Origin of the sequence: Streptococcus equinus (assembly GCF_049393805.1) — a bacterium.
Classification (GTDB): Bacteria; Bacillota; Bacilli; order Lactobacillales; family Streptococcaceae; genus Streptococcus; species Streptococcus equinus.
On the sequence record NZ_CP185763.1, the window covers coordinates 1,465,108 to 1,488,000 of the forward strand.

Below are 22,893 nucleotides of genomic sequence, written 5' to 3' on the forward strand. Positions count from 1 at the left end.
ATGAAATTATTAGTTGCGGAAGATCAATCCATGTTGCGTGATGCATTGTGCCAGTTGTTGCTTATGGAAGATGATGTTGATGAAGTTTTACAAGCTGGAGACGGAGAGCAAGCTATTGAATTAGTCAAAAATGAGTCAATTGATGTTGCTATTCTTGATGTTGAAATGCCTAAAAAATCAGGTCTTGATGTTTTAGAGTGGATTCGAAAACACAAGGATATGAAAGTGATTATTGTGACAACCTTCAAGCGCGTTGGGTATTTTGAACGCGCTGTAAAAGCAGGTGTTGATGCCTATGTGTTAAAAGATCGCTCTACTTCAGAGTTAATGACAACAATCTATACAGTCCTTGCTGGAAGAAAAGAATATTCACCAGAATTGATGGAATCTATGATGATTCAAGATAATCCACTTAGTTCACAAGAAAAACGTATTGTACAGTTGATTGCACTTGGAAAATCGAATCAAGAAATAGCAGATACTCTTTACCTTTCAAATGGTACCGTACGAAATTATACGTCATCAATTTTTAATAAATTATCAGCTAATAATCGTGTTGAAGCAGCTAGAATAGCCAAGGAAAATGGATGGCTATAAAAATATGACCTAGTGAAGACTAGGTCTTTTTTAGTTTTTAGGCTGAAAAATGATTTCAAATTTTTGTTATTCTACTTACGGTTCTTGTTTTACAACTTCTGATTGTCATATTATAATGATGATATGGAAAATAAAAGAGTAAGTATTGTGTTAGATCAGGCGATAGTTGATCAGCTTGCTTTATCGAAAGGACAGCAATTAAAGGCAGAATTGTATGAGAATAAGTTGGTTCTGCAAAAAGATGAGCCTCCTAAGCAAGGTCGACTAGCCAGTTGGGTTTTGATTGCAGCTACAGTTTTGCTGTGTATCCTTTTTTATGCTGTTAGCTCGATTGAAAAAAAGAATCAGATTTTATTGGTTGGTGATTATTCTATCATCACTTTCTTGGTTGGTTTTGGTGGCATTTTGGGGATGACCATCTTTACGACAACATTGATTAGTAACCGGAAGTTATTTCTTGGTGGCATCAAAGCGCGTGTTTTTTGGCGGATGCTTCCAGTTATTGTCGCATCGTTTGCTGTTATTTTGCTGCTTGCTCTTCTTGGTTTTGGATGGCTTTTAGAGCAGATTTTTACAGGCGCATCTTTTGATAAGTTGACATCGACGTTAATTTTAGGTGCATCGATTTATGCGGTTAGTCTTTTCTTGGGGCAAATAGCAGAGCAGATTAGAGCTTCTTGGTTGACCACGGTTTTTACGGTGATTATGGTCAGCGGTGTTTTTGTCTCAATGGCAACCAACCGTTCACTTCAGTGGTGGCATTTTAATCTTAGCTTTTTAGGAACACAAGCGGCTAAGGAGAGTTGGCAATTTAACCTAACATTGATGTTATCAGCTTTGATTTTGGTTGCTTTGGTTGATTATTTATTTGTCGCTCTTGGTGAGAAATACGGTAAAAACTGGAAATTAATGGCAATGCGTGTCATGTTGACACTACTTGGGCTAGATTTGGGAGCTGTTGGGTATTTCCCAAATAATGCTAGTTCACACTTCTTGCATACAAGAGTAGCAGGTTATCTGGTTTTAATCATCATTGTCCTTATTATCAGTGTAAAATGGCTTTTGCCAGAAGTAACAAAAGATTTTTTAATTATGTCTTATGCCATTGGCGGCATGCTGGTCGGTTTAGAAATTGCATTTCAAGGCATTCATTATTTATCGCTAACAGCTTTTGAGCTAAGTGCTTTCTTGTTAGCATTTGCTTGGTTAATCCGCTTAATCACTCATTTAGAGGGATTGTTGTTACCTGATACAAAAGAATTGACATTGACAATTGAATAAAAAAAGAATCTCTGATTTTACTTTGTGTCGGCATGGTAAATTCAGAGCTTTTTTTTGATTTTAAAAAGAAAATAAATAATTTTTAGAAAATTCACAAAAATACTTGACAAGAAAGAAATTAGTGTTTATAATGATAATCAATCAGAAAGTAGCAAGGATTTGCTTACAGGGAGCTCGTGGTTACTGTGAACGAGTAGCAGGTGGTTGTGAAATTGGGCTGATGGTATTATTGAAGATAAGAAATATTTTTCAGGTATGCACCCCTTATCGTGCAGCTCCTTGTTGGAGGAGATTGAGATGGCGAAAGCAAAATGATTTTCGTTAAATGAGGTGGCACCACGCTATACAATAGACGTCCTCACACAGATTTTTCTGTGTGAGGTTTTTTGTTTAGTTTGTGCTTGAAAAAGTTTCGAGATACAGTTGAGACAAACATTAGTTATGAAGGTGATTAATGGTAAGTTTCAGGTATGCACCCCTTATCGTGCAACTCCTTGATAGAGGAGATTGAGATGACGAAAGCAAAATGAATTTCGTTAAATGAGGTGGCACCGCGCTATGATCAGACGCCCTCACACAGATATTTTTTTCTGTGTGGGGCTTTTTGTTTTGGTGAAAAGGAGATAATCATGAAAAGACGAGATAAAGGCTGGCAAAGCAGTTTATGAATTAAAAGCATAAACAAAAAAAGAGAGGTTATGATATGCAAAAAATTCTAACTGCTGATACTTTGACCCCTATCCTTGCTTATATGCGAGTTCAAGGGGAACACAAAGTTATTCTTGAATCTATTCCACGTGAGAAAGAGAATGCACGATTTTCAATCGTGGCTTACAATCCAGTTTTTGAGATTAAGTACGAAGATGGCAAGTTAACTGAAAATGGCAAAGAAGTCGCAGGTAATCCCTTGGATTATCTCAATCAAGTGACGGTAAAAGGAAAATCAAACGCTAATCTTCCGTTTGGTGGTGGTGCTATCGGATTTGTTGGCTACGATATGATTGGTCTTTATGAAAATATTGGAGATATTCCTGAGGATACTATCGGAACGCCAGACATGCATTTCTTTGTTTATGAATCTTATCTGATTTTTGATCATAAGACAGAAAAAGTTTATGTGGTTGAAGATAATATTTACAGTCATCGTGATAATGACATGGTGAGACAAGCACTTGGCAAGGTTGTTAAGGATTTACAGACACAAGCGCCAAATGAATTTTCGCCACAAGAATTGCAGCCACTGCAGTTTAAACATCATATCGAAAAAGAGGCTTTTGTGCAGATGGTTGATAAGGCTAAAGCGTTGATTCGCCAGGGCGACATGTTTCAGTGTGTGTTAAGCCAGCGTTTCTCAAGTGAATTTAGTGGGGATCCGCTTGATTATTATCGTAATTTGCGCGTGACAAATCCATCGAATTATCTTTATTTTTATGATTTTGGGGATTATCAGATTATTGGAGCAAGCCCAGAAAGTTTGGTTTCTGTGAAAAATGGAGAAGTGACAACGAATCCAATTGCAGGTACTCGTCCGCGTGGAGCTAACGATGCTGAGGATGCCGCGCTAGCTAAAGACTTGCAGGCTGATATCAAAGAAACAGCTGAGCACCGCATGCTTGTAGATTTAGGTCGAAACGATATTGGAAGGATTTCTCAAAACGGTACAGTCAAGGTGACGAAATATATGGAAGTTGAGTATTTCCGCTATGTCATGCATTTGACTAGTGTTGTTAAAGGGCAGTTGTTGCCTGATGTACAGAGCATTGATGCTTTGAAAACGACTTTACCAGCTGGTACCGTATCAGGCGCGCCGAAAATTCGTGCCATGAAACGCATTTATGAAATGGAAGAAGAAAAGCGTGGTGTTTACGCGGGAGCGATTGGGTATCTTTCGGCGACAGGTGATATGGATTTTGCCATTGCTATTCGGACAATGATTCTAAAAAATCAAAAAGCTTACGTGCAAGCAGGAGCAGGGATTGTTTATGACAGTGTTGCTGAAAATGAATTTTACGAAACAATCAATAAAGCTAAAGCCATGACACGGATTGGAGAGTGCAAATGATTTTATTAATTGATAATTATGACTCTTTTACTTATAACTTAGCGCAGTACCTTGGGACATTTACAGATGTTGAGGTTTTGAGAAATGATGTCGGCAATTTGGAAGAAGTTGCCCAAAAAGCAGATGCATTAGTCTTATCCCCAGGGCCTGGTTGGCCCGCTGACGCTGGAAAATTAGAAGAAATGATTCAGAAATTTGCTGGGAAAAAGCCGATTTTAGGAATTTGTCTGGGGCATCAAGCGATTGCTGAAACATTTGGTGGAAAGCTTGGCTTAGCAAAAAATGTTATGCATGGTAAGCAAAGCGACATCGAGCTTCTTTTGAAATCACCAATTTTTGCAGAGCTTGATAACACCATGACAATCATGCGCTACCATTCTATCGTGGTAACAGAAATGCCAAAGGATTTTGAGGTGGTAGCCGTAACGACTGATGACAAAGAAATCATGGCAATCCAGCACAAACATTTGCCGATTTACGGACTTCAATTTCACCCAGAAAGTATTGGCTCGCCCGATGGGCTTAAGATGATTGAAAACTTTGTGCGACTAATTGTTGAAAAGTAAAGCGAGGAAAGATCAATGAAAGAATTATTTAATCACATTGCAAACCGAGAAGATTTATCAGAAGAGGAAGTAGAACATCTCTTTGATGAGATTTTAAACAATGATATTTCAGAAAGTGAGATTGCAGCTTTTCTGATGGGATTAAAAGTCAAAGGAGAAACACCTTCTGAGATTACGGGGATTGTACGTGCACTTAAAAATCACGCAGTGCTTTTGCCAAGAGAATTTGATGACGCTATGTGTAATTGTGGCACTGGTGGCGACCAATCTTACAGTTTTAATATTTCAACGACAGCAAGTTTTGTTTTAGCAGCCGGTGGTATTCGTGTGGCAAAAGCTGGCAACCGCTCGGTTTCTTCAAAATCTGGTTCGGCTGATGTGCTTGAAGCGCTCGGCATCAACATTTCAGCAACCCCAGCAACTCTTTCAAGAGCACTTGATGAGGTTGGACTTGCCTTTATCTTTGCCCAAAGCATGCACCCTGCTATGCGATTTATCGGTCCAGCAAGAAAAGTTTTAGGGATTCCTACCATTATGAACATCGTTGGCCCGCTTGCAAATCCAGTTGATCTTGAAACTCAGCTTATGGGACTTTATCGTGTGGATTTACAAGAAACAGCAGCAAAAGTTATGCAAAAACTCGGTCGTAAGCGTGCACTGATTATCACTGGTCCAAATAACATGGATGAAGCAGCGCTTTATGGTGAAAATACCTATACTTTACTTGAAAATGACAGAATTAGCCAGCACAGTTTTACTTACCAAGACCTTGGCATGCCAAGAGTGGAACTGTCAGATATTGTCGGTGGAGATGCCAAACAAAATGCAGAGATTTTATTAAGTGTACTTGAAAATCAAGCAAGTCCCTATCTAGAAACAACGGTTCTAAATGCTGGGCTTGGCTTTTACGCAAATGGAAAAGTTGATAATTTAGCAGATGGTGTTGAGCTTGCTCGTCAATTAATTGCGGATGGTTCTGCTCTTGCTAAACTTCGTCAACTACAAGAGGTACAAGTATGAGTGAGACGTTTTTACCAAACATTTTAAAGCAAAAAGCTAAAGAAGTTGAGAAAATGGAGCTTGAGTCATTGTTGCCACGCCGTGAGACTTACAAACTTTATGATTATCTTAAGAATAATACTCAAAAGCTTCAAGTCATAGCTGAGGTGAAAAAGGCAAGCCCGAGTCTTGGTGACATTAATCTTGAACTTGATATTGTCAAACAAGCCAAAACTTATCAAGACAGTGACGCGTGTATGATATCTGTTTTGACAGACCCATTTTTCTTCAAAGGTAATATTGATTATCTACGTCAGATTTCAAGCCAAGTGAAGATTCCAACCTTGGCAAAAGATTTTATTATTGATGAAAAGCAAATTATTCGTAGCCGTAATGCAGGGGCAAGTGTGATTTTGTTAATTGTCGCTGCGCTTTCTGAGAAACGATTGAAAGAACTTTATGACTTTGCGACGGGATTAGGGTTAGAAGTTTTACTTGAAACGCATCATTTATCAGAATTAGAAGTAGCTCATCGCGTCGGTGCTAAAATTATCGGCGTTAATAACCGTAACTTAGTAACCTTTGAAACAGATATTAATACTAGCCTAGCGATGTCAACGCATTTCAAAGAAGGTCCTGTCTACATTTCAGAATCAGCTATTTTTACCAAAGAAGACGCTACCCTGGTTGCCCCATTTTTCAATGGGATACTTGTTGGGACAGCACTTATGAAAGCAGATGATGTTTCTGAAAAAGTGAAGGAGTTGCAAATTGACAAAGGTTAAAATTTGCGGGCTCACAACAAAGGAAGCTGTTGAATCAGCGGTTAATAGCGGAGCTGATTACATTGGTTTCGTCTTTGCCAAAAGTAAACGGCAGGTCGGCATAAAACAAGCTAGCCATTTAGCTCAGTTTATTCCAAAAACTGTCCAGAAAGTGGGTGTTTTTGTAAGTCCGACTCTCATGGAACTTCAAGAAGCCATTGTCAAAGTTCCTCTTGATCTTGTGCAAATTCACGGAGAGTTTTCTGATGAGGACTTTGAAAAGCTTGATGTTCCAAGTATTCGTGCCATTCCTGTCGAAAAAACACTGGAAGAAATTGAAACTAAAGCGGATTTTCTATTATTTGACGCCCCCTTGGCTGGCTCAGGCAAGACATTTGATTGGGAATTGTTAAAAAATCAAGTCATTGAAAAGCCATATTTTTTAGCAGGTGGATTAACTGTCGATAATGTCAAGCAAGCCATAACTTTCTTTCGCCCCTACGCTGTTGATGTTTCTTCTGGTGTTGAGACGGATGGTAAAAAAGATTTATTGAAAATTATGAGATTTATAGAAAGTGTGAAAAAATGAGTTATAACCAACCAGATAGTAATGGATTTTACGGGAAATTCGGTGGTCAATTTGTCCCTGAAACGCTGATGACTGCAGTTATTGAACTTGATAAAGCTTATCGCAAAGCCAAAGCTGACCCAAGCTTTCAAGAAGAACTCGATGAATTGCTTAAAAATTATGTTGGTCGTGAAACACCGCTATATTATGCAGAGCGTTTAACAAAGCATATTGGTGGCGCTAAGATTTACCTTAAACGTGAAGACCTCAATCACACAGGTGCTCACAAAATCAATAATGCTCTTGGTCAGGTTCTTCTTGCTAAACGCATGGGCAAAAAGAAAGTCATTGCCGAAACAGGTGCAGGTCAACACGGGGTTGCTACTGCAACAGCGGCTGCGCTTTTTGACATGGAATGTACGATTTACATGGGTGAAGAAGATGTGAAGCGCCAAGCACTTAATGTATTTCGTATGGAGTTGCTTGGTGCTAAAGTGCATGCGGTGACGGACGGTTCACGTGTTTTGAAAGATGCTGTGAATGCAGCTCTTCGCGCGTGGGTGGCTAACATCGAAGATACTCACTACATCATGGGGTCAGCACTTGGACCTGCTCCATTTCCTGAAATCGTGCGTGACTTTCAATCAGTTATTGGTAAAGAAGCTAAGAAACAATATGCTGAAATTTCTGGTGGAAAGCTACCTGATGCGGTTCTAGCATGTATCGGTGGCGGCTCAAATGCAATTGGCCTTTTTTATCCATTTGTCGAAGATGAATCTGTCGCACTTTACGGTGCTGAAGCAGCTGGGCATGGACTTGATACGGAAGAACACGCGGCTACATTTGCAAAAGGTCGTCCAGGTATTTTGCACGGCGCATTGATGAATGTTCTTCAAGACCGCCATGGACAAATTATGGAAGCATTCTCTATTTCAGCTGGTCTTGATTATCCTGGGGTTGGTCCTGAACACTGTCACTTCAAAGATATTGGACGTGCAACATATGATTCGATTACAGATGATGAAGCACTTGAAGCTTTCATGCTTTTGTCGCGACTTGAAGGGATTATCCCAGCGCTTGAATCAAGTCACGCTGTTGCGCTTACCCAAAAAGTTGCTAAGGAGCTTGGGCCAGATAAATCAATCATCGTTTGTCTCTCAGGACGTGGGGATAAGGATGTTGTGCAAGTAAAAGAACGTTTAGAAGCAGAGGGAAAATAGATTATGACTAAGACACTCACCAAACATTTAAAAGACATTAAAGCAAGTGGCAAAGGACTTTTTATTCCATATATCATGGCTGGCGACCATAAGCAAGGTCTTGATGGCTTGTTTGATACCATTTCTCTTTTGGAAAATAGCGGAGCTTCTGCCATTGAAGTGGGCATTCCTTGGTCAGATCCCGTGGCTGATGGTCCTGTCATCGAATTAGCTGGACAAAGAAGTCTTGCTAAGGGTGTTAATTTGCAAGCAATCGTTGAGAAATTGCAAGAAAAAATTGTTGATGTTCCTTTGGTTATTATGACTTACATCAACCCTGTCTATCAATATGGTGTTGAAAAGCTAATCGCTGATTTGGCAAAGACATCTGTTAAAGGTCTGATTATTCCTGATTTGCCGCACGAACACGAAAATCTCATTAAACCATATCTTGAAAATACAGACATTGCGCTTGTGCCACTCGTTAGTCTGACAACTGGCATTGAACGTCAAAAAGTACTTTGCAAAGATGCTGAAGGGTTCATCTATGCGGTAGCCATTAACGGCGTTACTGGTAAGACTGGTGGCTATCGTGCTGATTTAGATAAGCATTTGGAAAATCTAAAAGCAGTTGCGGACATTCCTGTTTTGACAGGATTTGGTGTGTCGACTAAAAACGATATCGAGCGTTTTAATAAGGTGTCAGACGGTGTTATTGTCGGGACAAAAATTGTTCGTGACTTACATGAAGGAAAAATAGAAGACCTTGTCGATTTCGTCAAGTACGGCTCAAATTACCAAAAATAAATAAAGCCACTCTGAAAGAGTGGCTTTTTGCTTGCGCTAAAATAAGTCAATGATAAGCTTGATGTTTAAAATGGTCAAAATACTTGCTACCAAGTAGCCTAAAATAGTATTCCACTTAGCATTCACAAAATCTCCCATAAGTTTGCGGTTTGAAGTGAAATAAACCAAGGGAAAAATTGAGAATGGCAAAGCTGCAGACAGAAAAACTTGTGAATAGACAATGAGCTGGTCAAGGACGCTTTCTCGACTACCATAGAGAATAGCAATGATGAGGACAGGAAGAAGAGCAGCAAGTCGAGTTACAAGCCGAATCAACCATTGCGGTAAGCGTAATTTTAAAAATCCTTCCATGACAATTTGTCCAGTCAAAGTACCCGTGATAGTTGAATTTTGCCCACTAGCAAGCAGAGCAATAGCAAATAAAGTTGATAAAGCAGAGCTTGCCACCGCGCCAGCGATAGTTGAGTCTTGTAAAGCATTATACATCTGTGAAAAGGCGCTAATCTCACTAGCATGGCCATAAAATAGTGATGCTCCTAAAATGAGTAGCAGTGAATTGACCACGAAAGCCACTGTAAGCTGAAGATTGGAATCCCAAGTCATGAAACGCACTGCTTGCTGGATAGAAGTCGGATTTTGATAGTCAACTTTTCGAGTTTGTGAAATCGAAGAGTGAAGATAAAGATTGTGTGGCATAACTGTCGCACCGATAATTCCCAAAGCTAGTGTCAATTTGCTATTAACACCATTTTGATGTAAATCGATGATTTGAGCATTTGGAATATAGCCTTGTAAAATTCCTGAAAGACTTGGTTTTGACAAGATGACCAAGTAAAGGAAAATAATCAAAATTGTTGCAATCAAAGTGGAGACTATAGCTTCGATTTTACGAAAACCTAATCTCATTAACGATAGTAGGATGAAAACATCTAAAATGGTAATCAAAATTGAAAATAACAAAGACCAGCCAAAGAGTAAATGAAGTGCAATCCCTGAGCCAATAACTTCAGCAAGATCTGTTGCCATTAGGGCTAATTCAATGATAATAAATAGAAGAAAACGTAACTTTTTTGGTAAATGTGCAGCTGTTGCTTGCGCCAAATCTTTACGCGTTACAATGCCAAGTTTTCCAGCCATCTGCTGCAGTTGCATAGCTATTAACGATGACACAAGAATAACTGATAACAGTAAGTATTTATAAGTAGCCCCACCGACAACACTAGTAATCCAATTACCAGGGTCCATGTAACCAACAGCCACTAAAGCTCCTGGTCCAATGAAGGCTCTAAGTGTTCGCCAAAATGAGGCATTCTTCGGAACAGCAACACTTTGATTAACCTCACTCAGTGATTTTTGAGAATTGACAATAGTTTCCAAAAGGCAGCCCTCTTTTCTAAAACTCTTATTTAAGGCCTATTATAGCAGAAGAATTTTAAAAATAAAGTATTTTTAACTATATTTAACAAAAAAATTAAGTGCACTTAAATATATAGAGAGAGACTTGGATATGCTCTAAAAATAGAGTCTTTTGTGCACTTTATCTATGTTAAATGTTTTTTAGAACTGAGAATTAGTGTATACTATATGGATATAGGGGGTACTAGAAATGCTAGACAATAAGGGATTTGATTTATGGGCGGATGGATATGATGTTGCTGTTGGACTATCAGATGAAAGTGACACCTATCCGTTTGCTGGATATAAAAAAGTATTGGGTGGAATATTTGAAGAAGTTTTGTCAAAGAAAAATGCTGCTGTCTTAGATATTGGATTTGGCACAGGTACACTTACAACACAACTTTATGAGAATGGTTGCAAAGTATATGGGCAAGACTTTTCGGCGCGAATGATTGAATTAGCTAAAGAGAAGATGAATAACGCAACTCTCTTTCAAGGTGATTTTTCAAAAGGATTAGTGCCAGAATTAAAAGATTGCAAGTTCGATTATATTGTTGGTACTTACTCTTTGCATCACCTTACTGATGAGAGAAAAGTACTATTTTTCAATGAGCTATTGAATCAGTTAAACGATGGAGGAAAGTTGCTTATTGGAGATGTTGCTTTCAATACCAGATTGGAACTCGAAAAGTGCAAGGCAGAATCAGGTGATGATTGGGATGAGGATGAAATCTATTTTGTATTTGATGAAATCAGAGATTTCTTTCCGCAAGCAACATTTGAACCTAAATCATATTGTTCTGGAATACTCACAATTATAAAAGAGCAGAACTAGGTGCACAATTAGATTTTGTGAGGACAACGTGAACAGAAGAGTATTTAGATGGATACTGTGTATTTTGAGAATGTACTAACTATAAGAACATATCATGAATTAAGGGATTTCGTTTATTGGAATGTTTTGGTAGTGAATAATCAAAGAAAATATTATCAAAGATTTGATACAGATGACTTTTAAAAGTAAAGTATTTTTATTATATCTACCAAAAATTAAGTGTACTTAAAAAACGATACAAAAAGGTATCCGAAAAAGAGAAAAGGCACAAAAGGAATTCGTTTATTTTTGTGTAAAAGACAAAAAATAATTCCTGTAAATGACCCGATTTCTACAATCCATAAAATGTTTTGTAAGTCCAAAAAAAGGCTCAAAGTTGCTAGATAAAAACAATCTCCACTACCAAGTTTCACATCAATCAGCTCTGCAATGATTCCAAACAACAAAAGGATAATAGTGAGAGTTTTGACTGGTGTAACTGGGAGTAAACAGCAACTCGGGAGCAACCATATTAGTAAAGGAAATGATTGGTATTTTAAATCGTAGATACTGAGTGTGAGACTTAAAAAGATGATAAAGAGTGTCGAGAGTGGTATCATTCCTTGATAGCAGACGGCAGTTAATATTCCGCAGATGAATTCAAAAATGCCATACCAAATTGGGAGTTTTGTGTGACAAAAACGACAGCGCGACCGATTGATAATTTGTGAAAACACAGGAATCAAGTCACGAACCTCAAGTTTCTTACCACAAGTCTCACAATGACTAGCTGGAAAAAGAATGGATTCGTTTGGAAAACGGTCAATTACTAAGCCGATGAAAGAAGCAAAGGATGCTCCGAGAAAAAAGAATAATAAAATGTCCATATCTTATTATTCGAAAAAATTTTTAAAAGTTGTGAGCATATTATTTGTTCTTTATTTAGAATTATTCTAAAATAGACTTACAAAAGAAAAGGATAACATTTCCTAAAAAATGTTGCATTTTTTTAAGAGGAGGTCTACTTATGACTCAAACAATGACTGAAACTATTTACGCATCTGTAACACACAACATTTCACAAAATACAAAAAACGCTAAAACAAAGTCGGTGCTAAATCAAGCGGTTGCTGATCTTTCAAAAGCAGCATCAATTGTTCACCAAATTCATTGGTACATGCGAGGTGCAGGTTTCTTCTATCTTCACCCAAAAATGGATGAATTGATGGACGGACTTAACGCTAACTTGGATGAAATGAGCGAACGCTTGATTACAATCGGTGGCGCACCATTTTCTACACTTAAAGAGTTCGATGACAATTCTAAATTAGAAGAAACAAAAGGTTCATTTGATAAATCAATGGATGAAAATCTTACTCGCTTGGTTGAGGTTTACACATATCTTGCAGCGCTTTACCAAGTCGGTCTTGACGTGACTGATGAAGAAGGAGATGCACCATCAAATGATATCTTCACAGCAGCAAAAGCTGATGCTGAAAAAACAATCTGGATGCTCCAAGCAGAACGTGGACAAGCACCAGGGCTTAAATAATTTTTGAACAATTTTGCGGGTTGAAAGACCCGCTTTTTTTATGAAAACAAATGAAAATGATGAAATATCGAAACCGATTGCATACCACTGTTGAAAAACACTATTATTTTTGATAAAATGCTTTGTATGAAAACTTTATTTGATGTGCAGCAATTGCTAAAGCGATTCGGCATCTTTGTCTATATCGGAAAACGTCTTTATGATATAGAGGTCATGAAACTCGAACTTGAGAAATTGTATGAAAATGGGTTGATTGACAAGGTTGACTACCTAAATGCTGAGTTAATTTTGCGACGCGAGCACCGTTTAGAAATGGAGAAAGAAAATAATGACTAAAAAACTTTTAGGGATTGACCTAGGTGGGACAACGATCAAATTCGGTATCCTAACTCTTGAAGGTGAAGTTCAAGAAAAATGGGCAATCGATACAAATACACTTGAAGATGGTAAACACATCGTTCCTGATATCGTAGAATCAATCAAACACCGTATGAGTCTTTATGGTTTGACAAAAGATGATTTTGCAGGTATTGGTATGGGTTCACCAGGTGCTGTTGACCGTGAAAACAAAACTGTTACAGGTGCCTTCAACTTGAACTGGGCTCACACTGAAGAAGTTGGTTCAGTAATCGAACGTGAATTAGGTATTCCATTTGCTATCGACAACGATGCTAACGTTGCTGCTCTTGGTGAACGTTGGACAGGTGCTGGTGCGAACAACCCAGACGTTGTCTTTGTAACACTTGGAACTGGTGTTGGTGGTGGTGTTATCGCTGACGGTAACCTTATCCACGGTGTTGCTGGTGCTGGTGGAGAAATCGGTCACATGAACGTTGAACCATTTGATGGTTTTGAATGTACATGTGGTAACAAAGGATGTCTTGAAACAGTTGCTTCAGCTACAGGTATCGTACGTGTAGCTCGTCACTTGGCAGAAGAATACGAAGGCGATTCTAAAATCAAAGCATCTATCGACAATGGTGATGTTGTGACAAGTAAAGATATCTTTGAAGCTGCTGAAGCAGGTGATAAATTTGCTGATTCAGTTGTTGAAAAAGTTGGTTTCTACCTTGGACAAGCAGCTGCAAACATCTCAAATATCTTGAACCCTGATTCAGTTGTTATCGGTGGTGGTGTATCTGCAGCAGGTGAATTCCTACGTAGCCGTGTTGAAAAATACTTTGTAAACTATGCTTTCCCTCAAGTTCGTAAAACAACTAAAGTTAAAATTGCTGAACTTGGTAACGACGCAGGTATCATCGGTGCAGCAAGTCTTGCAAGTAAATTTGTAGATTAAGAGGCAAAAAAAATGAACTGGATTATTTTTCTAATTGTTTTAGTTGCTATCATTGGATGGTTTGCTTGGTCATATTTTAGCGTTCGTCGCGCAGCAAAATTCATTGATAATGCAGAATTTGAAAGCATGCTTCACACAAGTCAAGTGATTGATGTTCGCGAAGCAGCAGCATTCAAAGCAAAACACATCATGGGAGCACGTAATCTCCCAGCTAGCCAAATTCAAATGTCTTACACAGCTATACGTAAAGACAAGCCAGTTCTGTTATACGACAGCAGCAGAAGTGCTGCCTTACCACGAGTTATCAAAATGCTCAAAAAAGCTGGTTACACAGACCTTTACGTTTTGAAAGACGGTTTTGATTACTGGACTGGTAAAATTAAAGAAGGTTAATAAAAAGAAAGCCATTGGGCTTTCTTTTTTTACACAAAAACAGGAACATTTATGAGCTTTAAATGAATATTATATAGTAAATTCACTGTCTGAAAACATTTACACAGCATTTGACGATGTTTTTTTATGGGAAATATGATATAATTCAAAAGTTAGAATAAATTTAAAAAATAAATCGAGGAATCATGACTAAATTAAGAGAAGATATTCGTAACGTGGCTATCATCGCCCACGTTGACCACGGGAAAACAACCCTTGTTGATGAATTATTGAAACAATCACACACACTTGACGAACGTAAAGAATTGCAAGAACGTGCAATGGACTCAAACGATCTTGAAAAAGAACGTGGTATTACAATCCTTGCTAAAAACACTGCAGTTGCTTACAACGGTGTTCGTATCAATATCATGGACACACCAGGACACGCGGACTTCGGTGGAGAAGTTGAACGTATCATGAAAATGGTTGATGGTGTTGTTCTTGTTGTCGATGCTTACGAAGGTACTATGCCTCAAACACGTTTCGTGTTGAAAAAAGCTCTTGAACAAAACTTGACACCTATCGTCGTTGTTAATAAAATTGATAAACCATCAGCTCGTCCAGCAGAAGTTGTTGACGAAGTTCTTGAACTTTTCATCGAACTTGGTGCCGATGATGATCAATTAGAATTCCCAGTTGTTTACGCATCAGCTATCAACGGTACATCATCACTTTCTGATGATCCAGCTGATCAAGAACACACAATGGCTCCAGTCTTTGATACAATCATTGACCACATTCCAGCTCCAGTTGATAACTCAGAAGAACCACTTCAATTCCAAGTGTCACTTCTTGACTACAACGATTTCGTTGGACGTATCGGTATCGGACGTATCTTCCGTGGTACTGTTAAAGTCGGTGACCAAGTTACACTTTCAAAACTTGATGGTTCAACTAAAAACTTCCGCGTTACAAAACTATTTGGTTTCTTCGGACTTGAACGTCGTGAAATCCAAGAAGCAAAAGCTGGTGATTTGATTGCCATCTCTGGTATGGAAGATATCTTCGTTGGTGAAACAATCACTCCAACTGATTGTGTTGAACCACTTCCAATTCTTCACATTGATGAACCAACTCTTCAAATGACATTCTTGGCAAATAACTCACCATTTGCAGGTCGTGAAGGTAAATATGTAACATCTCGTAAAGTTGAAGAACGTTTGCTTGCTGAACTTCAAACTGACGTGTCACTTCGTGTTGAAGCAACTGACTCACCAGATAAATGGACTGTATCAGGTCGTGGTGAATTGCACTTGTCAATCCTTATCGAAACAATGCGTCGTGAAGGATACGAACTTCAAGTATCACGTCCAGAAGTTATCATCAAAGAAATCGATGGCGTGAAATGCGAACCATTCGAACGTGTTCAAATCGATACACCAGAAGAATACCAAGGTTCAGTTATCCAATCATTGTCAGAACGTAAAGGTGAAATGATTGATATGCAATCAACTGGTAACGGTCAAACACGTCTTGTCTTCTTGGCACCAGCTCGTGGACTTATTGGTTACCCAACTGAGTTCCTTTCAATGACTCACGGTTACGGTATCATGAACCACACATTCGACCAATACATGCCAGTTATCAACGCTGAAATCGGTGGACGTCGTCGTGGTGCTCTTGTATCTATCGATACTGGTAAAGCAACAACATACTCAATCATGTCTGTTGAAGAACGTGGTACAATCTTCGTTAACCCAGGTACTGAAGTATACGAAGGTATGATTATCGGTGAAAACTCACGTGAAAATGACTTGACAGTTAATATCACTAAAGCTAAACAAATGACTAACGTTCGTTCAGCTACTAAAGACCAAACTGCAGTTATCAAAACTCCACGTATCTTGACTCTTGAAGAATCACTTGAATTCTTGAACGATGATGAATACATGGAAGTAACACCAGAATCAATCCGCTTGCGTAAACAAATCCTTGATAAAAACTTGCGTGCTAAAGCGGCTAAAAAGAAAAAATCATCTGAAGAGTAGGGAGTAGGACAGAAATCGGTAATTTCGAAGAAATTCGATTTCGTCGTCTCACCCCCCCCGCAAGGTTGAGTAGGGTTGTAAAAGCTGATTTATCAGCGTATTAGAACCCACTCAACCACTGCGCCTTGTAAATAATGAAGAAGCTGGGTACTATTCTCCCAGACTCTAAAACTAATAAATGAATTGTAGAAAGGAATCATGAAATGTTTTATTTAATTATTGCAATCTTAATTATTTCATACTATATTTTCATGGCTCCTAAAACAATTCGTAATACGCTAGGAATGATTGGGTTTGTAGGATTAATTGCTTTATTACTTGTATTAGCAGGGATGAGCTTTATTAAAATCATGCAATCTCCACCTGAAATCTTTCTTGCACTTGCTATGGTTGCCTTGGGATTTTTCGCGTTAAGAGATGTTTATCGCTTACCAGTTAAGAAAAATGATGAAGAGCAATATAGCGACAGAGGCTGAGTATTTACTCAGCTTTTTTTGTCATAAACACTCTATCAGACATTGCGACACTAAGATTGTCTTAAATGCCATAGAATGATTGAAAAACGCTTTAAATAAAGGTAGAATAATATTATATTTGCAATGTTAGAATGGATATATCATGAAAAAAATTGAAACATTTGAAAATAAAAAAGTCTTAGTTCTTGGTTTAGCAAAATCTGGAGAAGCTGCAGCACGTCTCCTTGAAAAATTAGGTGCAATCGTTACGGTTAACGATGGTAAACCTTTTGATGAAAATCCAGCTGCACAATCTCTTCTTGAAGAAGGGATTAAAGTTGTCTGCGGTAGCCACCCGTTGGAACTTTTGGATGAAAACTTCGAGTTAATGGTTAAAAATCCTGGTATTCGTTACGATAATCCAATGGTAGCACGTGCTATTGAAAAAAATATTCCAGTCATTACTGAAGTTGAATTAGCTTACATGATTTCTGACGCACCAATTATTGGGATCACAGGATCAAACGGTAAAACAACTACAACAACAATGATTGCTGAAACACTTAATAACGGTGGTCAATCAGGTCTTCTTTCAGGAAATATTGGTTTTCCTGCTTCAGAAGTTGCTCAAACCGCAACTGATAAAGACACATTGGTTATGGAATTGTCATCATTCCAATTGATGGGAACAGATACTTTCCACCCACACATTGCTGTTATCACAAACCTTATGCCGACCCATATTGATTATCATGGAACATTTGAAAACTATGTTGCGGCTAAATGGAATATCCAAAAAAATATGACGGCAGATGATTTCGTTGTTCTTAATTTCAACCAAGATTTGGCAAAAGAATTGGCTGAAAAAACGGCAGCACAAGTTGTACCATTTTCTACAACAGAAAAAGTTGATGGTGCTTATCTTGATGGGAATACATTGTACTTCAAAGGTGAAGCAATCATGAAGGCATCTGAAATCGGTGTACCTGGTAGCCACAATGTTGAGAATGCTTTGGCAACAATCGCTGTAGCAAAACTATCTGGAATCGCAAACGAAGCAATCAAAGAAACATTGGCTCACTTCGGTGGTGTTAAACACCGTCTTCAAGCTCTTGGTGAAGTCAACGGCGTTAAATTCTACAACGACTCTAAATCAACTAACATTTTAGCAACACAAAAAGCTCTATCAGGATTTGATAATTCTAAAGTTATCTTGATTGCTGGTGGTCTTGACCGTGGTAATGAATTTGATGAACTTGTTCCTGATATTACAGGTGTTAAATTGATGGTTATTCTTGGAGAATCAGCTCCGCGTGTTAAACGTGCAGCTGACAAAGCAAATGTACCATATGTTGATGCTAAAGACGTCGCTGACGCAGCACGCATCGCATACAGTAAAGCAGAAGCAGGCGAAGTTGTTCTTTTGAGCCCTGCAAATGCAAGCTGGGATATGTATAAGAGCTTTGAAGTTCGTGGTGATGAATTCATCGCAACGTTTGAAGCAATTAAAGGAGAATAAGCATGACTAAAAAAATTGTCTTCACCGGTGGAGGTACTGTTGGTCATGTGACTTTAAACCTTATTCTGATTCCAAAATTCATCAAAGATGGCTGGGAAGTTCACTACATTGGTGATAAACATGGAATCGAACATGAGCAGATTGAAAAGTCAGGTTTAGATGTCACTTTCCATTCAATTGCAACGGGAAAATTAAGACGTTATTTCTCATGGCAAAATATGCTTGATGTCTTCAAAGTTTCATTTGGTATTTTGCAATCTATCGCAATCATTGCGAAGATTCGCCCACAAGCACTCTTTTCAAAAGGTGGGTTTGTGTCTGTACCACCTGTAATTGCTGCTAAGACATTAGGTGTTCCTGTTTTTGTTCATGAATCCGACCTATCAATGGGACTTGCCAATAAGATTGCTTACAAATTTGCAACAACGATGTATACAACATTTGAACAAGCTCATGGTTTGACAAAAGCAAAACATGTTGGAGCAATCACAAAAGTTGGCAGTAAAGTAGCCTACGATGAAAGCAAGATTGAAGATATTAAAAAGCACTTTAACCCTGATTTGAAGACTCTTCTTTTTATCGGTGGTTCAGCTGGTGCTCGTGTCTTCAACGACTTTATTACAAACACACCTGAATTAACTGAGCATTATAATGTAATCAATATTTCAGGAGATAAAAGCTTAAATGGATTGAGTCAAAATCTCTATCGAGTTGATTATGTCACAGACCTTTATCAGCCTTTGATGGATATGGCAGATGCTGTTGTGACACGTGGTGGTTCAAATACTATTTTTGAATTAGTTGCTATGGATAAATTGCATTTGATTGTGCCTCTTGGGAAAGAAGCAAGTCGTGGTGACCAATTGGAAAATGCAGCTTATTTCGAGAAAAAAGGCTATGCTCGCCAACTATCTGAAGATAAGCTTACTTTTGCTCACTTGCAAGAAGAATTGACACAGCTTTTTGATCAAGAAAATAGTTATCATGAACAAATGAAAAATTCCACTGAAATCAAGTCACAAGAAGAATTTTATGATCTGCTTAAGCACGATATTTCTAAGACTGCAAAAGGAATTTAAATGACAAAAAAGAAAGAGTCACAAAAAAGTCAAAAAGATAAATCAGAAAAAAAATCAGTGATGACTGAGTGGCAAAAACGTAATATTGAGTTTTTAAAGAAAAAAGAAGCTGAAAAAGTTGAAAAGAAAAAACGTCAAGAAAAATTACGTTTAGAAAGAACTCACAAAAAAGAAGAAGCTGCTGAGGAAGGTAAGACTGATAAGAAATTAACTGCTGAAGAAAAGAAGAAAGCAAAAGAAGCCAAAAAAGAAGAGGCTAAAAAAGCAAAAGAAGCTAAGAAGTTACAAAAACTTGAAGCTAAAAAAGAAAAAACACCTCTTCAAAAAGCGATTCATCATGCGCTTCCAGTTTTGATTACTTCAGGGTTAGTTCTTCTGATTTCAATCTTTTTAGTAACTCCATTTAGTAAGAAGAAAGTAGTCACTGTTTCAGGTGTTTCTGTCGCGAGTCAGGACGAAGTGATTAAAGATTCAGGTATTAAAGCTTCTGATTATGTCTTTTCTATGATTTTGCATCATTCAACTTATGAAAAGAATATTATTAGTAAAAACAAGCTTGTAAAAAGTGCTAGTTTAAAATATCGTTTTCCAAATAAGTTTGACATTGCTGTCAAGGAATACAATATTGTAGCTTATGCTCAGACAGATGACGGCTATCAGCCGATTCTTGAAAATGGCACACGCCTAAATGTTGTCGGTGCATCTGAGCTGCCAGATAGTTTCTTAACTATTAATTTGTCATCTGAAAAAGATATTAAAACACTTATCAAAGCATTCTCAAAATTAGATAAGGATTTGGTTAATCAGATTCAAATTATTAGTTCAGCAGACTCGTCAACAACTTCAGATTTATTAAAATTAGAGATGCATGATGGCAATATTGTTCGTGTGCCGTTATCTGAGATAACTAAGAAATTACCTTATTATCTAAAAATTAAAGATGGCTTACCGGAAAATAGCATCGTTGATATGGAGGTCGGTATTTTTGCGACATCTGAATCAATTGAAGCCTCAGTTGCAGAAGATAAAGAAAAAGCAAAACAGCAAGCTGAAAATAAAGACTCATCAGAATCTGAAAGTGCTGAAGAGTCTCAAACCGAGTCTAGTGAAGGTGATGCTTCGACAGAATCATCTGAAGCCGAAAATGCTGAAAATCAAACATTGGAATCGGAAACAACAGAACAAACGAACAATGTTGTAGCCGGAGAACAAGATGTTCAGCAATAAAATTAAGTTTCAATAACAGAAACTTAATATATTAATTTTGAATACTTAAAAACGTTGATATTAAAGCGTTTGATAGCCTTTTTAAAAAAGCATTTATAAATTTGTTACGTTTTTTGTTACGTTTTGTACAAAAAATTAGGGTAACCCGATTAAGGGCTACCCTTTTTTTATAAATTATTGATAGCCATTTCAAAAATGTTCCCGCCTTGTTTTGCTCCCTCTTCGGTTGCATGGACATAAATGTTTAGCGTCATTGTGATAGTGCTATGACCTAAACGGTGTTGTAAGTCTTTTGGAGACATACCAGCATTTAACATTAATGTTGCGTGTGTATGGCGTAGACCATGAAAACGTACATTAGGGACACCAGCGTTTTTAAAATGCTTATACAATTGGCTTCTAATGTTGTTAGGGTCAAAGTATTTACCAGTGAAATTTGAAAAGACAATTTTTTCAGACCGACCAAGTTCCCACGCTTTAACTTGTTGTCGGTTTTTATATTGTTTAAGCATGAGTATAGTAGCTTTATCAATTGAAATTTGTCTATAACTTGCCATAGATTTAGGGCTATTTATTTCAATTCTTTTGTTTAGTGTCTTGTTGACGTCAATAACCCCATTTTCAAGGTCAACGTCAGACCATTCAAGCGCCATTGCTTCCCCGATACGTAATCCCGTAGCTAAAAGTAGTTTATATAAGACAGTATTAAACAGATTTTTATAGTCTGATTTATCTAAAGTATCTAGATAGCTTAAGAATTGCTTTAATTCTTGTTTGTCTAAAAACTTGATTTTAGTTTTCTTTTCTTGTTTTTTACGGGGGGTGATAACGTCAAGTGCTGGATTATGTTCTAACAGTTGCAAACTAACGCCATATTTTAAGATACGCTTATTTAACCCAACTAATTTATGATAAGAGTCAAAAGCGTTCTTACTTTGTCTATTGGCTTTGTTCGCCCATTTATTCACTTGTTTTTGAATAACGGGTGTTGTTAGCTTATCTAGTCTATATTCACCAAAGGCGGGCAATAGGTGGGCTTCTAAATAGCTTTTAACAGTTTTTTCTGTATTGGGTTTAACTGTATTCTTGTAACTATCCCACCAAAGTGAAACAAGCTCCCTATAAGTTTTTACATTTACTTTCTTTTTAACGGTGTATCCGTTATGAGCAAATTCATTTATAGCCTCACGGATCTTGATTTTAACACCTTTTTTAGTGTTAGCAGTGATAGTGGTACGAGCTTGTTTACCCGTTGCTTTATCAATACCTAAATAGATATTAGTACGGTACACAGTAGTACCGTTTTTCTTTGTGATTTTCTTAATTTCTGCCATTTTGAACCTCTTCTCTTAACTACAGCAGGCAGGCTATAAAGGTTTTAGAGTTTGAGGTTTTAGAGCCATTCAAAAAAGACATGGTAGCAAAGTAATTGGACAACGTTGTCATTTTTGGGAATAGTTGCAAATGTGAGCAATTAACTACAAATCCTTAATATAGAAATAGCGAAATATTGAAATAAGGATAATTATTGTATGGGTGTACCTTGAGGTACGCCCGTTAGTTTTTGCTAATGAGCTTCCAAATGTAGACTAGAGTCTACATAACAGCTAGATAACTTATCAAAATTCCCAACGTTGGGAAATTCCTAAATAGCGCAACTTTGCACTATTTAGGAACTACAGCTTTACATGGGTGTAATCGTAACTACACGGTGAAATCATAGAAAATCATAGTGTATTTGGGGATGACTGTAAACCAAAATGTTGGCAAATGTTGGCGCGTGGGTTAGGACACAGAGTTATAGACAATAATAAAATTGTTAATACTTGTCATTAAGAGTATCAATAATAGATTGGTAGGTGGTTATATGCTCACTCAACAATCTAAAAAAATCTTCCGTTGCTTTTAGTTCCTCTTTACTTAACTCTTTTTTTAGAATTCTTGGGGCAATAAAACTGTAAATATCCGAAAGAACTTTATCACAATTATCCATAAGTAAAGCAAAAAGTTTTTCATTGTTTATCAAGTCAAAGTCTTTATATTTTTTATAATTGTCGTCTGCTTCTTTTTTAATTTGTTCTAGTGTGTAATACCCCAGCAAATACCCCACAGATACCCCGAAAAAGTCGGCTAGCTTTTGGGCTTTGTCTGGTTTTATCTGACTTTCACCGTTTTCCCAATTTTGGAGAGTTCGCAACGGTATTCCAATTTCTTTAGAAAAAGATTTTTGTGTAAACCCTGTTTTTTTTCTAAGTTCCTTTAGTCTATTCATACATTATACCTCAG

Annotated in this window: 23 protein-coding genes; 19 read left to right on the forward strand and 4 right to left on the reverse strand. The window is 37.6% G+C overall.

Translation table 11 applies throughout. The features are described 5' to 3' along the window. The 9 genes from ACN0NP_RS07330 (at window position 1) to trpA (ending at window position 8,843) form a co-directional block, all read left to right on the forward strand. Window positions 1–597 (forward strand): response regulator transcription factor, encoded by a 597-nt coding sequence (locus ACN0NP_RS07330; RefSeq protein ID WP_024344216.1) that lies wholly within the window; start codon window positions 1–3, stop codon window positions 595–597. 123 nt (window positions 598–720) lie between these two features. Beyond that, complete coding sequence (locus tag ACN0NP_RS07335; protein WP_024344217.1) at window positions 721–1,878, forward strand: hypothetical protein; 1,158 nt, start codon at window positions 721–723, stop codon at window positions 1,876–1,878. Window positions 1,879–2,581: 703 nt separating this feature from the next. Further along, window positions 2,582–3,940: an anthranilate synthase component I gene (gene trpE / locus ACN0NP_RS07340; RefSeq protein ID WP_423217049.1), complete on the forward strand. Its 1,359-nt coding sequence runs from the start codon at window positions 2,582–2,584 to the stop codon at window positions 3,938–3,940. After that, the gene (locus tag ACN0NP_RS07345) at window positions 3,937–4,506 is read left to right on the forward strand and encodes an aminodeoxychorismate/anthranilate synthase component II (protein ID WP_423217050.1); all 570 of its coding nucleotides are present in this window, start codon (window positions 3,937–3,939) and stop codon (window positions 4,504–4,506) included. Before trpE ends, ACN0NP_RS07345 begins: the two co-directional genes overlap by 4 nt. Window positions 4,507–4,521: 15 nt before the next feature. Next, on the forward strand, window positions 4,522–5,526 hold the full coding sequence (trpD, locus tag ACN0NP_RS07350; RefSeq protein ID WP_024344220.1) for an anthranilate phosphoribosyltransferase: 1,005 nt from the start codon (window positions 4,522–4,524) through the stop codon (window positions 5,524–5,526). Continuing rightward, window positions 5,523–6,290, forward strand: a complete 768-nt coding sequence (trpC, locus tag ACN0NP_RS07355; RefSeq protein WP_423217051.1) for an indole-3-glycerol phosphate synthase TrpC — start codon at window positions 5,523–5,525, stop codon at window positions 6,288–6,290. Before trpD ends, trpC begins: the two co-directional genes overlap by 4 nt. Continuing rightward, window positions 6,277–6,858, forward strand: a complete 582-nt coding sequence (locus tag ACN0NP_RS07360) for a phosphoribosylanthranilate isomerase (protein WP_423217052.1) — start codon at window positions 6,277–6,279, stop codon at window positions 6,856–6,858. Before trpC ends, ACN0NP_RS07360 begins: the two co-directional genes overlap by 14 nt. Continuing rightward, window positions 6,855–8,057: a tryptophan synthase subunit beta gene (gene trpB / locus ACN0NP_RS07365; RefSeq protein ID WP_033152175.1), complete on the forward strand. Its 1,203-nt coding sequence runs from the start codon at window positions 6,855–6,857 to the stop codon at window positions 8,055–8,057. Before ACN0NP_RS07360 ends, trpB begins: the two co-directional genes overlap by 4 nt. 3 nt (window positions 8,058–8,060) lie before the next feature. Next, window positions 8,061–8,843, forward strand: coding sequence for a tryptophan synthase subunit alpha (gene trpA / locus ACN0NP_RS07370; protein WP_423217053.1), 783 nt, complete (start codon window positions 8,061–8,063; stop codon window positions 8,841–8,843). 36 nt (window positions 8,844–8,879) lie between these two features. Here the strand turns inward: trpA and ACN0NP_RS07375 are convergent, their stop codons facing one another. After that, window positions 8,880–10,220 carry an Nramp family divalent metal transporter gene (locus ACN0NP_RS07375; RefSeq protein ID WP_423217054.1) on the reverse strand — a complete coding sequence of 447 codons (1,341 nt, stop codon included), beginning with the start codon at window positions 10,218–10,220 and terminating at the stop codon, window positions 8,880–8,882. Between the two features lie 229 nt (window positions 10,221–10,449). On the opposite strand from ACN0NP_RS07375, the gene ACN0NP_RS07380 reads away from it, so the two are divergent. Then, window positions 10,450–11,076, forward strand: a complete 627-nt coding sequence (locus tag ACN0NP_RS07380; protein WP_039697294.1) for a class I SAM-dependent methyltransferase — start codon at window positions 10,450–10,452, stop codon at window positions 11,074–11,076. Window positions 11,077–11,291: 215 nt separating this feature from the next. On the opposite strand, the gene ACN0NP_RS07385 is transcribed toward ACN0NP_RS07380, so the two are convergent. After that, window positions 11,292–11,942, reverse strand: a complete 651-nt coding sequence (locus tag ACN0NP_RS07385) for a prepilin peptidase (protein WP_423217055.1) — start codon at window positions 11,940–11,942, stop codon at window positions 11,292–11,294. Window positions 11,943–12,082: 140 nt separating this feature from the next. Between ACN0NP_RS07385 and ACN0NP_RS07390 the strand changes: the two genes are divergently transcribed. From ACN0NP_RS07390 to ACN0NP_RS07430, 9 genes are all read left to right on the forward strand, one after another. After that, complete coding sequence (locus ACN0NP_RS07390) at window positions 12,083–12,607, forward strand: Dps family protein (protein WP_423217056.1); 525 nt, start codon at window positions 12,083–12,085, stop codon at window positions 12,605–12,607. Between the two features lie 126 nt (window positions 12,608–12,733). After that, window positions 12,734–12,943, forward strand: a complete 210-nt coding sequence (locus ACN0NP_RS07395; RefSeq protein ID WP_024344227.1) for a YqgQ family protein — start codon at window positions 12,734–12,736, stop codon at window positions 12,941–12,943. Then, window positions 12,936–13,904, forward strand: coding sequence for an ROK family glucokinase (locus tag ACN0NP_RS07400; protein ID WP_021141850.1), 969 nt, complete (start codon window positions 12,936–12,938; stop codon window positions 13,902–13,904). The genes ACN0NP_RS07395 and ACN0NP_RS07400 overlap by 8 nt, the downstream gene beginning before the upstream one ends. A gap of 12 nt (window positions 13,905–13,916) precedes the next feature. Continuing rightward, window positions 13,917–14,297: a rhodanese-like domain-containing protein gene (locus tag ACN0NP_RS07405; RefSeq protein WP_004230712.1), complete on the forward strand. Its 381-nt coding sequence runs from the start codon at window positions 13,917–13,919 to the stop codon at window positions 14,295–14,297. 185 nt (window positions 14,298–14,482) lie between these two features. Next, window positions 14,483–16,327 carry a translational GTPase TypA gene (gene typA, locus ACN0NP_RS07410; RefSeq protein WP_004230714.1) on the forward strand — a complete coding sequence of 615 codons (1,845 nt, stop codon included), beginning with the start codon at window positions 14,483–14,485 and terminating at the stop codon, window positions 16,325–16,327. A gap of 203 nt (window positions 16,328–16,530) precedes the next feature. After that, window positions 16,531–16,803 carry a DUF3165 family protein gene (locus tag ACN0NP_RS07415; RefSeq protein WP_027967912.1) on the forward strand — a complete coding sequence of 91 codons (273 nt, stop codon included), beginning with the start codon at window positions 16,531–16,533 and terminating at the stop codon, window positions 16,801–16,803. A 142-nt stretch (window positions 16,804–16,945) separates the two neighbouring features. Then, window positions 16,946–18,301, forward strand: a complete 1,356-nt coding sequence (murD, locus tag ACN0NP_RS07420) for a UDP-N-acetylmuramoyl-L-alanine--D-glutamate ligase (RefSeq protein WP_423217057.1) — start codon at window positions 16,946–16,948, stop codon at window positions 18,299–18,301. A gap of 2 nt (window positions 18,302–18,303) precedes the next feature. Next, window positions 18,304–19,380 (forward strand): UDP-N-acetylglucosamine--N-acetylmuramyl-(pentapeptide) pyrophosphoryl-undecaprenol N-acetylglucosamine transferase, encoded by a 1,077-nt coding sequence (locus tag ACN0NP_RS07425; protein ID WP_045798150.1) that lies wholly within the window; start codon window positions 18,304–18,306, stop codon window positions 19,378–19,380. After that, on the forward strand, window positions 19,381–20,607 hold the full coding sequence (locus ACN0NP_RS07430; protein WP_423217058.1) for a cell division protein FtsQ/DivIB: 1,227 nt from the start codon (window positions 19,381–19,383) through the stop codon (window positions 20,605–20,607). A 167-nt stretch (window positions 20,608–20,774) separates the two neighbouring features. On the opposite strand, the gene ACN0NP_RS07435 is transcribed toward ACN0NP_RS07430, so the two are convergent. Then, window positions 20,775–21,941: a tyrosine-type recombinase/integrase gene (locus tag ACN0NP_RS07435; RefSeq protein WP_423217059.1), complete on the reverse strand. Its 1,167-nt coding sequence runs from the start codon at window positions 21,939–21,941 to the stop codon at window positions 20,775–20,777. Window positions 21,942–22,426: 485 nt separating this feature from the next. Continuing rightward, window positions 22,427–22,879: a helix-turn-helix domain-containing protein gene (locus ACN0NP_RS07440; protein WP_423217060.1), complete on the reverse strand. Its 453-nt coding sequence runs from the start codon at window positions 22,877–22,879 to the stop codon at window positions 22,427–22,429. Window positions 22,880–22,893: the final 14 nt, after the last annotated feature.

Excerpts from the sequence above, each read along its gene's own strand:
- ACN0NP_RS07330 (WP_024344216.1), top strand. The coding sequence starts at position 1 with ATGAAATTATTAGTTGCGGAAGATCAATCCATGTTGCGTGATGCATTG.
- ACN0NP_RS07335 (WP_024344217.1), top strand. The coding sequence starts at position 721 with ATGGAAAATAAAAGAGTAAGTATTGTGTTAGATCAGGCGATAGTTGAT.
- trpE (WP_423217049.1), top strand. The coding sequence starts at position 2,582 with ATGCAAAAAATTCTAACTGCTGATACTTTGACCCCTATCCTTGCTTAT.
- ACN0NP_RS07345 (WP_423217050.1), top strand. The coding sequence starts at position 3,937 with ATGATTTTATTAATTGATAATTATGACTCTTTTACTTATAACTTAGCG.
- trpD (WP_024344220.1), top strand. The coding sequence starts at position 4,522 with ATGAAAGAATTATTTAATCACATTGCAAACCGAGAAGATTTATCAGAA.
- trpC (WP_423217051.1), top strand. The coding sequence starts at position 5,523 with ATGAGTGAGACGTTTTTACCAAACATTTTAAAGCAAAAAGCTAAAGAA.
- trpB (WP_033152175.1), top strand. The coding sequence starts at position 6,855 with ATGAGTTATAACCAACCAGATAGTAATGGATTTTACGGGAAATTCGGT.
- trpA (WP_423217053.1), top strand. The coding sequence starts at position 8,061 with ATGACTAAGACACTCACCAAACATTTAAAAGACATTAAAGCAAGTGGC.
- ACN0NP_RS07380 (WP_039697294.1), top strand. The coding sequence starts at position 10,450 with ATGCTAGACAATAAGGGATTTGATTTATGGGCGGATGGATATGATGTT.
- ACN0NP_RS07385 (WP_423217055.1), bottom strand. The coding sequence starts at position 11,942 with ATGGACATTTTATTATTCTTTTTTCTCGGAGCATCCTTTGCTTCTTTC.
- ACN0NP_RS07390 (WP_423217056.1), top strand. The coding sequence starts at position 12,083 with ATGACTCAAACAATGACTGAAACTATTTACGCATCTGTAACACACAAC.
- ACN0NP_RS07395 (WP_024344227.1), top strand. The coding sequence starts at position 12,734 with ATGAAAACTTTATTTGATGTGCAGCAATTGCTAAAGCGATTCGGCATC.
- ACN0NP_RS07400 (WP_021141850.1), top strand. The coding sequence starts at position 12,936 with ATGACTAAAAAACTTTTAGGGATTGACCTAGGTGGGACAACGATCAAA.
- ACN0NP_RS07405 (WP_004230712.1), top strand. The coding sequence starts at position 13,917 with ATGAACTGGATTATTTTTCTAATTGTTTTAGTTGCTATCATTGGATGG.
- typA (WP_004230714.1), top strand. The coding sequence starts at position 14,483 with ATGACTAAATTAAGAGAAGATATTCGTAACGTGGCTATCATCGCCCAC.
- ACN0NP_RS07415 (WP_027967912.1), top strand. The coding sequence starts at position 16,531 with ATGTTTTATTTAATTATTGCAATCTTAATTATTTCATACTATATTTTC.
- murD (WP_423217057.1), top strand. The coding sequence starts at position 16,946 with ATGAAAAAAATTGAAACATTTGAAAATAAAAAAGTCTTAGTTCTTGGT.
- ACN0NP_RS07425 (WP_045798150.1), top strand. The coding sequence starts at position 18,304 with ATGACTAAAAAAATTGTCTTCACCGGTGGAGGTACTGTTGGTCATGTG.
- ACN0NP_RS07430 (WP_423217058.1), top strand. The coding sequence starts at position 19,381 with ATGACAAAAAAGAAAGAGTCACAAAAAAGTCAAAAAGATAAATCAGAA.
- ACN0NP_RS07435 (WP_423217059.1), bottom strand. The coding sequence starts at position 21,941 with ATGGCAGAAATTAAGAAAATCACAAAGAAAAACGGTACTACTGTGTAC.
- ACN0NP_RS07440 (WP_423217060.1), bottom strand. The coding sequence starts at position 22,879 with ATGAATAGACTAAAGGAACTTAGAAAAAAAACAGGGTTTACACAAAAA.